Source organism: Pseudomonas sp. BLCC-B112 (genome assembly GCF_028550695.1).
Lineage (GTDB): Bacteria > Pseudomonadota > Gammaproteobacteria > Pseudomonadales > Pseudomonadaceae > Aquipseudomonas > Aquipseudomonas danubii.
The window spans coordinates 93,184-105,182 of record NZ_JAQQGK010000006.1; the positions used below are offsets into that span (position 1 = coordinate 93,184).

Here is an 11,999-nt window from a genome sequence, read left to right on the forward strand (position 1 = left end):
TGCATTCTTAAGTCGCGGAACGACGTATTTAGTCTAATTTTCACAAGCGCAATTCATCATGTAGTATGCCGCAGCGCGCACTACATAACGTTGGAACGATGTCTGCCAAGGCCTGATCGCAACCCTCGCAACCGCCCATCAGCAAGGCTCTGCCGTTGATTGGAAGCACCCAGCCGCCAGCAATGGCATGTACTGGTGAACAGGGTTGTGCTTTAAATGGCCGCCGGCTTCATTGTTAATTTGAAGAGCTGAAAAGCGAAATAGCTGAGCAGAGTGAGGCAAGCAATGACTGAACACGTTCAAGTCGGTGGCCTGCAGGTCGCCAGAGTCCTGTTCGACTTCGTGAACAACGAAGCCATTCCCGGTACCGGCCTCACCGCCGACGCATTCTGGGCCGGTGCCGACAAGGTCATCCACGACCTGGCGCCGAAGAACAAAGCCCTACTCGCCAAACGCGATGATTTCCAGGCGCGGATCGATGCCTGGCACCAGTCCCGTGCCGGCCAGGCACACGATGCCGTGGCCTACAAAGCCTTCCTGCAAGACATCGGCTACCTGCTGCCAGAAGCGGCAGACTTCCAGGCCAGCACCCAGAACGTCGATGAAGAAATCGCCCACATGGCCGGCCCGCAGCTGGTAGTGCCGGTGATGAACGCGCGCTTCGCCCTCAACGCTTCCAACGCCCGCTGGGGTTCGCTATACGACGCCCTGTACGGCACCGACGCCATCAGCGAAGCCGATGGCGCGGAAAAAGGCCAAGGCTACAACAAGGTTCGCGGCGACAAGGTCATCGCCTTCGCCCGCGCCTTCCTCGATGAATCGGCGCCACTGACCGCCGGCTCCCACGTGGACTCCGTGAGCTACAAGATCGTCGGCGGCAAGCTGGTGGTGGGTCTCAAGGGCGGCAGCAACAGCGGCCTGCGCAACGATGCCCAACTGATCGGCTACCAGGGCGACGCCGCAGCTCCTACCGCGATCCTGCTCAAGCACAACGGCCTGCACTTCGAGATCCAGATCGACGCCAGCAGCCCGGTCGGCCAGACCGACGCCGCCGGGGTCAAGGACCTGCTGATGGAAGCGGCCCTGACCACCATCATGGACTGCGAAGACTCGGTTGCCGCGGTTGATGCCGACGACAAGGTGGTGATCTACCGCAACTGGCTCGGCCTGATGAAGGGCGACCTGGCGGAAGAGGTTTCCAAGGGCGGCAAGTCCTTTACCCGCACCATGAATGCCGACCGCGAGTACACCGGCGTCAACGGTGAGCCGGTGAAGCTGCACGGCCGTTCGCTGCTGTTCGTGCGTAACGTCGGCCACCTGATGACCATCGACGCAATCCTCGACAAGCATGGCAACGAAGTGCCGGAAGGCATCCTCGACGGCCTGGTCACCAGCCTCGCGGCGATCCACAACCTCAACGGCAACACCTCGCGCAAGAACAGCCGCACCGGCTCGGTGTACATCGTCAAGCCGAAGATGCACGGCCCTGAAGAAGCCGCGTTCACCAACGAACTGTTCGGCCGCATCGAAGAGGTGCTGAACCTGCCGCGCAATACCCTGAAAGTCGGGATCATGGACGAGGAGCGCCGCACCACGGTCAACCTCAAGGCCTGCATCAAGGCGGCCAGCGAGCGCGTGGTGTTCATCAACACCGGCTTCCTCGACCGCACCGGCGACGAGATCCACACCTCCATGGAAGCCGGCGCCATGGTGCGCAAGGCCGACATGAAGGCCGAGAAATGGATCGGCGCCTACGAGAACTGGAACGTCGATATCGGCCTGTCCACCGGCCTGCAAGGCCGTGCGCAGATCGGCAAGGGCATGTGGGCCATGCCGGACCTGATGGCCGCCATGCTCGAACAGAAAATCGCCCACCCGCTGGCCGGTGCCAACACCGCCTGGGTGCCGTCGCCGACCGCCGCCGCCCTGCACGTACTGCACTACCACAAGGTCGACGTGTTCGCCCGTCAGGCCGAACTGGCCAAGCGTGCCCGCGCATCGGTGGACGACATCCTGACCATCCCTCTGGCCAGCGACACCAACTGGTCGGCCGAGCAGATCAAGAACGAACTGGACAACAACGCCCAGGGCATTCTCGGTTACGTGGTGCGCTGGATCGACCAGGGCGTGGGTTGCTCGAAAGTGCCGGACATCAACGACGTTGGCCTGATGGAAGACCGCGCCACCCTGCGCATCTCCAGCCAGCACATCGCCAACTGGCTGCGCCACGGTGTGGTCACCCAGGCGCAGGTGCTGGAAAGCCTCAAGCGCATGGCCCCGGTGGTCGACCGGCAGAACGCCAGTGACCCGCTGTACCGCCCGCTGGCTCCGGACTTCGACAGCAACATCGCCTTCCAGGCCGCCCTGGAGCTGGTGATCGAAGGCACCAAGCAGCCTAACGGCTACACCGAGCCGGTATTGCACCGTCGTCGTCGCGAGTTCAAGGCCAAGAACGGCCTGTAAGCACGCCTGGCAACAGACAAAAAGCCCCGGTCCGCCGGGGCTTTTTAGTGTGTCGCCCTGGCTCGGCGCTTGCAGATTGCAGATTGCAGATTGCAGATTGCAGCTCAGTGAATGACACCCAGTTCGTGTTTGACCAGGGCCAGCAACTTGCCGGTGTCGATGGGTTTGAGCAGGAAGTCCACCACGCTCAAGTGCATGGCAGCGATGGCGTCGCGCACATCGGCGTCACCGGAAATGATGATGATCGGCAGCGCCGCCCGTTCCGATTCCCGCACCTGGCGAATCAGGTCAAGACCACTGCAGGGCGCCATGCGCAGATCGGTGATCAGCAGGCCGATGGACTTGTTCGATTCGAGTAATTCAAGAGCGGCCTTGCCGCTGGCAGCCGTGATGCAACGGATACCATCCAGGCCAAGAATTTCCGCCAGCAGTTCCCGTGCATCCTTGTCGTCATCGGCGATCAACACCCGCTGGGCCGGCAGATCCGGCTCCAGCATGACTGCACTCAGCGCCTCGCGCTCGGCGTCACTCAAAATATCGTGGTCGGGCATACATTTCTCTACATGAACAGATCAATCCCCTAGCACATTGGTCAGACATCGCTAAGCAGACCTCCAATGTGCACTTCGTCGGAAAAATTGCCAAGAGCCTTGATCAGAGCTTTTTTGCATTGATTAAACGCCGCTCAAAGCCAAATGTCCGGGCTCCGGCCGCTACCTAGACTTACGTCCAATGGGCACCTCGCGCTGGGAGTCCGACCATTGCCGTGATCCGACCACAACAAATCCAAAAAGACTGCGGTAATCGTTATGAGTAAAGCGGACGCCTTCACCCAGGCAGGGAAGACCGCGGTGTTGCAGAACATCCAGGGGACCGTGCAGTTCCTGCAGCGGTTCCCGCCCTTCAACCAGATGGAAAACCTCCACCTGGCCTATCTGGTAGAACAATGCCAGCTGCGTTTCTACGGGCCCGGCGAGAGCATCATCAAGCCCGCCGACGGCCCGGTTGAGCACTTCTATATCGTCAAGCAGGGGCGCGTGGTGGGCGAACGCACCCACGCCGCCAAGGGCAGCACCGAAACCACCTTCGAGATCACCACTGGCGAATGTTTTCCCCTGGCTGCACTGCTGGGCGAACGCGCCACCCGCACCGAACACCGGGCCGCCGAAGACACCTTCTGCCTGCAATTGAACAAGAGCGCCTTCATCAAACTCTTCGCCTTGTCCGACGAGTTCCGCGATTTCGCCTTGCGCGGGGTCAGCAGCCTGCTGGATCAGGTCAATCAGCAGGTCAAGCAAAAGGCCGTGGAAACCCTTGGCACCCAATACTCGCTGAACACCCGCCTGGGCGAACTGGCCATGCGTCATCCGGTCGCCTGCGCCCCACAGATGCCGCTGCGTGAGGCTGTGGCGCTGATGCATGAGCAACAAGTGGGCAGCATCGTGGTGGTGGACGAGCACAAGGCGCCCCTGGGGATCTTCACCCTGAGGGACCTGCGCCAGGTCGTCGCCGACCGCACCCAGGACCTCAACCAGCCCATCGAACAGCACATGACCCAGGCCCCTTTCTTCCTCAGCCCGGACCACAGTGCCTTCGACGCCGCGATCGCCATGACCGAGCGCCATATCGCCCACGTCTGCCTGGTGAAAGACCAGCGCCTGTGTGGCGTGGTCTCCGAGCGCGACCTGTTTTCCCTGCAACGGGTCGATCTGGTGCACCTGGCGCGAACCATCCGCAATGCTCCCCGGGTGGAACACCTGGTGGCGCTGCGAGGCGAGATCGGCCAACTGGTGGAGCGCATGCTGGCCCACGGTGCGTCGTCGACTCAGATCACCCACATCATCACCCTGCTCAACGATCACACCGTATGCCGGGTGATCGAGTTGACCCTGGCGGACAAGGGCGACCCCGGCGTGCCCTTCAGCTGGCTGTGCTTCGGCAGCGAAGGCCGGCGCGAACAGACCCTGCACACCGACCAGGACAACGGCATCCTGTTCGAGGCCCGGGACGCGGCCCACGCCGCCGAGATCCGCGGCAAGCTGCTGCCCATCGCCCAGCAGATCAACCAGAGCCTGGCGCTGTGCGGCTTTACCCTGTGCAAGGGCAACATCATGGCCGGCAACCCCGAGCTGTGCCTGTCCCGCGCCGAATGGGCCCGACGCTTTGCCGCCTTCATCCGCGAGGCAACACCGGAAAACCTGCTGGGTTCGAGCATCTATTTCGATCTGCGGGTGGTCTGGGGCGATGAACAAGGCGCCGAACAACTGCGCCGGGGAATCCTCGACCAAGTGGGCGACAACCGTCTGTTCCAGCGCATGATGGCGGAAAACGCCTTGCGCCAGCGCCCGCCCGTGGGCCGCTTCCGCGAATTCGTCCTGGCCAAAAAGAACGGCGAAAAAGCCACCCTCGACCTCAAGGTCCAGGGCCTCACCCCCTTCGTCGATGGCGCCCGGCTGCTGGCCCTGGCCAACGGCATCGGCGCCATCAACACCCTGGAGCGTCTGCGCCAGCTGGTGTCCAAGCAGGTCATCGAGCCCCTGGACGGCGCCGCTTATGAAGAGGCCTACCACTTCATCCAGCAGACCCGCATGCAGCAACATCAACGCCAGACCCGGGAGAACCAGCCCTATTCCAATCGGGTCGACCCCGACAGCCTCAATCACCTGGACCGACGCATCCTGCGCGAGTCCCTGCGCCAGGCCCAGCGCCTGCAAAGCAGCCTGGCCCTGCGCTACCAGTTATGAGCTATCCGTCATGAGCCTGTTTGCCTGGTTCCGTCCCGCCGTCAGCGTCCTGACGGCCCAACAGCAACAACGTCGCGACCACCTGCCCGCGTTCACCGAGCTGGGTGAGTGCAGCCTGCGAGAGCAACGCTGGGTGGTGGTGGACTTGGAAACCACCGGCCTCAACCTCAACCGCGATCAGGTGCTGTCCATCGGCGCGGTGGTGATCGAGGACGGCGCCATCGACTTCAGCCAGCAGTTCGAACGCACCCTGCAGCGCGAAGGCCACAAGCTCAGCCCCAGCGTGCTGATCCATGGCCTGGGGCCCAGCGCCATCGCCGCCGGCTGCGATCCGGTGGAGGCCCTGCTGGACTTCATGGAGTTCGTCGGTGACAGCCCGCTCCTGGCGTTTCATGCCCCCTTCGACCAGCACATGCTCGGTCGGGCACTCAAGGACAGCCTGGGCTATCGCCTGCAGCACAGTTTCCTCGACGTGGCGGACATGGCACCCATGCTCTGTCCCCAGGCCGCTTTCCGTGAGGCCGGCCTGGATGACTGGATCAACGTGTTCAAGCTGCAAGTGGCCGAGCGTCACCACGCAGCAGCCGACGCCCTGGCCACGGCAGAGCTGGCACTGATCCTGTTCAACCGTGCCCGCCAGCAGCAGATTGACAGCCCGCTGAACCTGCAACAGCGCCTCAGCCAATGGAAACGCCGCCAGCAGGCGCACTCGTTCTGATCCGCGGCAATTGACCGTGGCGAGGGCGCAGTCTGCCTCGCCACATCAGAAAAAAGCGTGCAACCCTCGGGAAAGAGCAGCCGACCAGCGCCAATTGCGCCTGTGTTTCGCCTCTGCCACAATCGCGAATAGTTCTCGTTATTTTAAACTTCTCGATCGGTGAGCCCCGTTGTCGTCAGTCCAAAGCCCCCACAATGAGCTGGTTGGTGCGTTGTATCGCGACCATCGCCGTTGGCTATTGGCCTGGCTGCGGCGCAACGTTGCCTGCGCTCAACGGGCCGAGGACCTGAGCCAGGACACCTTCGTGCGCCTGCTGGGTCGCGACGAACTCAAGGCTCCACGGGAACCCAGGGCCTTTCTGGTGGCCATCGCCAAGGGCCTGCTGTTCGACTACTTCCGCCGCGCCGCCCTGGAACAGGCCTACCTCAGCGAACTGATGCTGATCCCCGAAGGCGAACAACCGTCGCCGGAAGAGCAGCAGATGATCCTCGAAGACCTCAAGGCCATCGACCGCCTGTTGGGCAAACTCTCCAGCAAGGCGCGCATGGCCTTCCTCTATAACCGCCTCGACGGCCTGAGCCACGCCGAGATCGCCGAGCGTCTTGGAGTCTCGGTGCCACGGGTACGTCAGTACCTGGCCCAGGGCATCCGCCAGTGCTACATCGCCCTGTACGGGGAGCCGGTATGACCCCCATCAGCTCCAAGCCGGTGTCCGCCCGGGTGCTGGATGCCGCCATTGCCTGGCAACTGTCGCTGGATGGCGGCGGCAGTGCCGTGGAGCGCGAAGAGTTCGCCAAATGGCATGCCGCCCATGAAGAACACGCCCGCGCCTGGCGCCAGTTGGGCATGCTCGACCAGCGCTTTAGCGTGGCGGCCGGCCCGGCCCGCAATGCCTTGGTGCAATCTCGCGAAGGCCTGCGCCGGCGCGTGCGCAAACTGGGGCGCGGAGTCGCCAGCGTGGTGCTGGTGGCGGGGCTGGCGCTGTTTGCCGGCGAGCGCTACCTGCCGGTGGACTACTGGCTGGCCGACCAGCGCACCGCCACCGGTGAGCAGCGCACCCTGCGCCTGACAGACGGTACGGTGATCAACCTCAATACCCACAGTGCGCTGGATGTGCGCTTCGATGAGAAGCAGCGCCGGATCGTTCTCCAGGAAGGCGAAATCCTCATCGAGACCGGGCACAACGACAGTCGCCCCTTCATCGTCGAAACCCGCGACGGCCGGATGCGCGCCCTGGGTACGCGCTTCCTGGTCAAGCGTGAAGACCAGGGCACCCGCCTCGGCGTGCTGCAATCGGCGGTGGCGGCGCGAGCGCAAGCCGGCCAGGACGAACACGTCTTCAAGGAAGGCCAACAAGTGCTGATGCGCCGCGACGGTCTCGGGCCGCTGCAGGCGCTGAACCTGGGCGCCGATGCCTGGACCCGAGGCATGTTGGTGGTGGACAACGCCCGCCTCGGTGACCTGATCGATGAGCTGGGCCGTTATCGCCGCGGCCACCTGGGCGTGGCCCCGGAAGTGGCCGACCTGCGGATCACCGGCAGCTTCCCGTTGCAGGACACCGACCTGGCCCTCAATGCCCTGCTGCCGACCCTGCCCGTGAAGATCGAGCGGCACACCGACTGGTGGGTGACGGTGGTGGCCAAGGTCGACGCCAAACGCTGAGAACGGTGTCGTGGCCTTCGCCAGCAAGCCCGCTCCTACACCGATCCCGCAGGAGCTGGCTTGCCAGCGAATTAACCTCAATCAATCTAAATCTAAATTATTTTCAATCTGCCCTATCACTTTTCCAATCTCGTCCGGCACCTAGGCAATTGCGAAACATTTCCATTCAGGAGCCGCCGTATGTACCGCCCGCTAGACACTCTATTGCGCCCCAGTCTCTTGGCCGTTGCCATCGCGCTCAGCGCCCCCCTGACCAGCCCAGCGCTGATGGCCGCCGAACAGGCCAGCAGCGTGCGCGCCTACAACCTGCCAGCAGCGCCCCTGGCCAGCACCCTGAACCAGATTGCCAGTCAGGCTGGCCTGGCCCTGAGCCTGAATCCATCCCTGGCGGCGGGCAAGACCTCGGCTCCAGTCAATGGCCAGTTCGACGCCCCGGGCGCCTTGCGCGAAGCCCTGCGCGGAACCGGCTTGCAACTGGAGCACAGCAGCGCCGGCACCTACAGCCTGGTGGCGGCACCGGAAGGCGTGGTGACCTTGCCGGAAACCAATATCACTGGCCAGGGCAGTTATGAAACGGCCTGGGGGCCGGTCGAGGGTTACATGGCCAAACGTACGGCCGTCGGCACCAAGACCGATACCGAGCTGCGCGAAGTGCCCCGCTCCATCTCAGTGGCTACCCGTGAGCAGATGAGCGACCGGGCGGTGCAGAACCTCGACGATGCCGTGCGCTATATGCCCGGTGTCACCGCCAGTAGCTATGGCAGCGACAGCCGTGCCGAATGGCTGAAGGTGCGAGGCTTCGAACCCACCCAGTTTCTCGATGGCCTGCCCTTGCCCAAAGGCACCTACGCCATGCCCAAGCTGGAAACCTGGGACCTGGAGCGCGTAGCCCTGCTTCGCGGCCCGGCGTCTTCGGTCTATGGCCAGACACCACCCGGGGGCTTGCTGGACATGGTCAGCCGCCGTCCGGAGGACAGCAGCAGCCACGAAGTGCAACTGCAGATCGGCAGCTACCAGCGCAAGCAGATCAGCTTCGACAGCACCGGCCCCATCGATGACGAAGGGCGCTTCCTGTATCGCGTCAGCGGCGTGGTCCGCGACAGCAACACTGCTATCGAGCACAACCAGGACAAGCGCTACAACCTGGCCCCCAGCCTGACCTGGAATATCGACGAAGACACCAAGCTGACCTTCCTCAGCCAGTTCAACCGCGACGATACCGGCATCACCAGCCAGTTCCTGCCGTTGCAGGGCACCAAGCTGGCGAGCCCGGCCGGCGAGATCAAGTACCACAAGAACCTCGGCGACCCGAGCTGGGAATACTACGACAAGACTTACTACGCACTGGGTTATGCCTTTGAGCATCGCCTGGATGACGTCTGGCAGTTCCGCCAGAACCTGCGGTACACCAAGAGCGACCTGTCGTTCCAGGGCATCACCGCCGGCGGCAGCTACTGGCCCAACAAGCCCGACCAGGCAGTGAGTGCCGACGGCACCGTGCGCCGTGGCGCCAACATCGTCAACGAGGACATCAGCCAGTTCGCCGTGGACAACAACTTCCAGGCCGACTTCAACACCGGCGAGCTCAAGCACACCCTGTTGCTGGGCCTGGATCACCAGCGCGTCAACACCAACTACAAGTGGCTCTACGGTGAAGCGCCTACCAGCAACATCATCAACCCGATCTACGGACAGGACTTCAGCAAAGTCGCCTACTTTGCCTACAACGACTACAACCAGAAGCGCCAGGGCACCGGGCTCTACGTCCAGGACCAGATGGCCCTGGACAACTGGCGCCTGACCCTGGGCGGGCGCCAGGACTGGCTGCACACCGACTCCAGGTTCTACAACATCGCCAACAAGCCCCATGACGAGCGGGACGATCACGCATTCACCGGCAACGCAGCCCTCAGCTACGTCTTCGACTCCGGCTTTACCCCCTACATTTCCTACGCCGAATCCTTCCAGGCCGAGCCCGGCGGCAACGCCAAAGGCCAGGCCTTCGAACCCAGCACCGGCAAGCAGTACGAACTGGGCCTCAAGTACCAGCCTCCGGGCAGCGACATGCTGTTCACTGCCGCGGTATACGACCTGACCCGGCAGAACATCGTCCTCACCGACAGCCTGGGCGTCAGCCGTCCACTGGGTGAGGCCAAGGTCCGCGGCTTCGAGCTGGAAGCGGTGGGCAACGTCAATGAGAACCTCAAGCTGACGGCCGCCTATACCTACGCCAACAGCAAGATGACCAAGGTCGGCGACCCTCAGGACAAGAACCGGCCGCTGCCATTGACCCCGGAAAACCAGGCCTCGATCTGGGCCGACTACACCTGGCACAACGGGCTGCTGGACGGTTTCGGCGTAGGCTTCGGAGCCCGCTACATCGGCGAGACCAACAACGTTCCGGCAGGCAACCTGGCCTATGTGGCCCGCAAATCCGACGGTGATACCGCGGCCTATACCGTCTATGACGCAGCGGTGCATTACGACCTCGGCCGCCTGGACAACTCGCTCAAGGGTGCCAGCGTGGCACTCAACGCCAACAACGTATTTGACAAGGAATACATGTCGACCTGCGACGGCACCTACTGCTACTACGGCGACCGTCGCAATGTCATGGCCAGCGTGAATTACAAATTCTAAGAAGGGAAATCCCTCACCCAAGGGCCGCCTGAACCGCGGCCCTTTTGCCTGTTGGAGCCTTGATGAAAAGCAAGACAATCCGCCGCTGGTCCTTTATCCACACCTGGACCAGCCTGATCTGCACGGTGTTCCTGCTGATGCTGGCGCTCACCGGCCTGCCGCTGATCTTCCATCACGAGATCGACCACCTGCTGGGGGATTCCCCCGAGCTGCGGGAGATGCCCGCCGACACCCCGCACCTGGACCTGCAACAGCTGGTCAAGGCCGCTGAAGCGCACCGCCCGGGGGAAGTCATGCAGTACTTCGGCTGGGACGAGGACGAGCCCAACGGTGTGATGGCGATCATGGCCAAGACCGCTGGCACCGAGCCCAATTCCTCCCACACCTTCATGCTCGACGCCCGCACAGGCGAAGCCGTGGCCATGCCTTCGGCCAACGGTGGGCTGATGATGGTCATGCTGCGCCTGCATGTGGATATGTTCGCCGGGCTGCCGGGCAAACTGCTGCTGGCCTTCATGGGCATCCTCTTCGTGCTGGCGATCATCTCTGGCACCGTGCTCTATCTGCCGTTCATGCGCCGCTTGAAATTCGCCAGCGTGCGTCAGGACAAGTCCAGCCGCCTGCGCTGGCTCGACCTGCACAACCTGATCGGCGTGGTCACCCTGACCTGGGCCCTGGTGGTGGGGGTGACCGGGGTCATCAGCGCCTGTGCCGACCTGATCATCGCCGCCTGGCGCAACGACAGCCTCAGCGCCATGGTCGCGCCCTACCGCGACGCCCCGCCCCTGACCGCGCTGGCTCCCGCCAGCCGCCTGCTGGACATCGCCCGGGAAGCCGCCCCAGGCATGCAGCCGGACTTCATCGCCTTCCCCGGCACGCGCTTCTCCAGCGAGCACCACTACGCGGTGTTCCTCAAGGGCAGCAGCCACCTGACTTCGCACCTGCTGACCCCGGTGCTGATCGACGCCAGCACCCTGCAGGTCACCGCCGTGGGCACGCGCCCCTGGTACATGGATGCCATGGGCATGTCCCAGCCGCTGCACTTCGGTGACTACGGCGGCATGCCGATGAAGGTGCTGTGGGCAACCCTGGATGGGCTGACCATCATTGTCCTGGGCAGTGGCCTGTACCTGTGGACAGTCCGGCGGCGTGCTGCGAAGTCGGTTGCGCAGGTGCGCCCATGAAGCCCCGGCAATCGAACTTCTGGAAAGTCTTCAGGGCGCCGCTGGCCCTGGCCCTGCTCAGCGCCGGCGGCCTGTTCGCGGCGCTGCTGGGGGATGGGATCTGGGACAGCCTGAGCTGGCTCGGCCTGGGCCTGCCGGCGCTGATCGCCCTGCGGGGCTTGTTCAGGCGCGGGCGAGCGGCTTGACGGCAGCCGAGGGGAAACCGCGCCACAGATAAACCGACAGCCCCAGGCTGATCAGCAGCACCGGAATGAACACGCGGTTTTCCAGCAGCGCCTCAGCCGCGACCAGTACGCAAAACAGCGCCAGCCCCAGCAGCGGCACATAGCTCGCCGCCAGGCTCCAGCGCCAGGGCCGGGTCACCGGCTCTGGGCCACGCAGGCCCAGCAGCCCGCACACCAGGGCGGGCAGGGCCAGCGCCGGCAGCGCCCAGTACCAGGCCATGTAGGCAAACGCCATGATCAGCTCGGGCTCACCCTCGCCCTTGCGGCGGAACTCGTACTGCAGGGCCAGGTACACCGCCAGCCCACCCAACAGGGTCAGGGCCAGACTGTACAGCCCGTGCAAAAGATAGGACCTGCGCATTCA

At 63.6% G+C, this 11,999-nt stretch carries 10 protein-coding genes; 8 read left to right on the plus strand and 2 right to left on the minus strand.

Annotated elements, in window-relative coordinates; translation table 11 throughout:
• The first annotated feature begins 285 nt into the window (after positions 1–285).
• On the plus strand, positions 286–2,463 hold the full coding sequence (locus PQT43_RS16945) for a malate synthase G (protein ID WP_272754336.1): 2,178 nt from the start codon (positions 286–288) through the stop codon (positions 2,461–2,463).
• A 104-nt stretch (positions 2,464–2,567) separates the two neighbouring features.
• Here PQT43_RS16945 and PQT43_RS16950 read toward each other — a convergent pair whose 3' ends face one another.
• The gene (locus PQT43_RS16950; protein ID WP_102861963.1) at positions 2,568–3,014 is read right to left on the minus strand and encodes a response regulator; all 447 of its coding nucleotides are present in this window, start codon (positions 3,012–3,014) and stop codon (positions 2,568–2,570) included.
• Positions 3,015–3,272: 258 nt separating this feature from the next.
• Between PQT43_RS16950 and PQT43_RS16955 the strand changes: the two genes are divergently transcribed.
• From PQT43_RS16955 to PQT43_RS16985, 7 genes are all read left to right on the plus strand, one after another.
• Positions 3,273–5,207 (plus strand): putative nucleotidyltransferase substrate binding domain-containing protein, encoded by a 1,935-nt coding sequence (locus tag PQT43_RS16955; protein ID WP_336314622.1) that lies wholly within the window; start codon positions 3,273–3,275, stop codon positions 5,205–5,207.
• 10 nt (positions 5,208–5,217) lie between these two features.
• Positions 5,218–5,925, plus strand: coding sequence for a 3'-5' exonuclease (locus tag PQT43_RS16960; RefSeq protein ID WP_267269015.1), 708 nt, complete (start codon positions 5,218–5,220; stop codon positions 5,923–5,925).
• A gap of 169 nt (positions 5,926–6,094) precedes the next feature.
• The gene (locus PQT43_RS16965) at positions 6,095–6,613 is read left to right on the plus strand and encodes an RNA polymerase sigma factor (protein ID WP_102861966.1); all 519 of its coding nucleotides are present in this window, start codon (positions 6,095–6,097) and stop codon (positions 6,611–6,613) included.
• Positions 6,610–7,587: a FecR domain-containing protein gene (locus PQT43_RS16970; protein ID WP_272754337.1), complete on the plus strand. Its 978-nt coding sequence runs from the start codon at positions 6,610–6,612 to the stop codon at positions 7,585–7,587. The genes PQT43_RS16965 and PQT43_RS16970 overlap by 4 nt, the downstream gene beginning before the upstream one ends.
• Before the next feature lie 180 nt (positions 7,588–7,767).
• Positions 7,768–10,227 carry a TonB-dependent siderophore receptor gene (locus PQT43_RS16975; RefSeq protein WP_102881070.1) on the plus strand — a complete coding sequence of 820 codons (2,460 nt, stop codon included), beginning with the start codon at positions 7,768–7,770 and terminating at the stop codon, positions 10,225–10,227.
• Positions 10,228–10,289: 62 nt separating this feature from the next.
• Positions 10,290–11,411, plus strand: a complete 1,122-nt coding sequence (locus tag PQT43_RS16980) for a PepSY-associated TM helix domain-containing protein (RefSeq protein ID WP_272754338.1) — start codon at positions 10,290–10,292, stop codon at positions 11,409–11,411.
• Entirely contained in the window at positions 11,408–11,596 is a 189-nt protein-coding gene (locus PQT43_RS16985) for a hypothetical protein (protein ID WP_110594445.1), read from the plus strand. The genes PQT43_RS16980 and PQT43_RS16985 overlap by 4 nt, the downstream gene beginning before the upstream one ends.
• On the opposite strand, the gene PQT43_RS16990 is transcribed toward PQT43_RS16985, so the two are convergent.
• On the minus strand, positions 11,574–11,996 hold the full coding sequence (locus PQT43_RS16990; protein ID WP_253083998.1) for a hypothetical protein: 423 nt from the start codon (positions 11,994–11,996) through the stop codon (positions 11,574–11,576). The genes PQT43_RS16985 and PQT43_RS16990 overlap by 23 nt on opposite strands.
• Positions 11,997–11,999: the final 3 nt, after the last annotated feature.

What these genes read in the sequence shown, in the direction of transcription:
- PQT43_RS16945 (WP_272754336.1), top strand. Translation starts at nt 286, where the DNA reads ATGACTGAACACGTTCAAGTCGGTGGCCTGCAGGTCGCCAGAGTCCTG.
- PQT43_RS16950 (WP_102861963.1), bottom strand. Translation starts at nt 3,014, where the DNA reads ATGCCCGACCACGATATTTTGAGTGACGCCGAGCGCGAGGCGCTGAGT.
- PQT43_RS16955 (WP_336314622.1), top strand. Translation starts at nt 3,273, where the DNA reads ATGAGTAAAGCGGACGCCTTCACCCAGGCAGGGAAGACCGCGGTGTTG.
- PQT43_RS16960 (WP_267269015.1), top strand. Translation starts at nt 5,218, where the DNA reads ATGAGCCTGTTTGCCTGGTTCCGTCCCGCCGTCAGCGTCCTGACGGCC.
- PQT43_RS16970 (WP_272754337.1), top strand. Translation starts at nt 6,610, where the DNA reads ATGACCCCCATCAGCTCCAAGCCGGTGTCCGCCCGGGTGCTGGATGCC.
- PQT43_RS16975 (WP_102881070.1), top strand. Translation starts at nt 7,768, where the DNA reads ATGTACCGCCCGCTAGACACTCTATTGCGCCCCAGTCTCTTGGCCGTT.
- PQT43_RS16980 (WP_272754338.1), top strand. Translation starts at nt 10,290, where the DNA reads ATGAAAAGCAAGACAATCCGCCGCTGGTCCTTTATCCACACCTGGACC.
- PQT43_RS16985 (WP_110594445.1), top strand. Translation starts at nt 11,408, where the DNA reads ATGAAGCCCCGGCAATCGAACTTCTGGAAAGTCTTCAGGGCGCCGCTG.
- PQT43_RS16990 (WP_253083998.1), bottom strand. Translation starts at nt 11,996, where the DNA reads ATGCGCAGGTCCTATCTTTTGCACGGGCTGTACAGTCTGGCCCTGACC.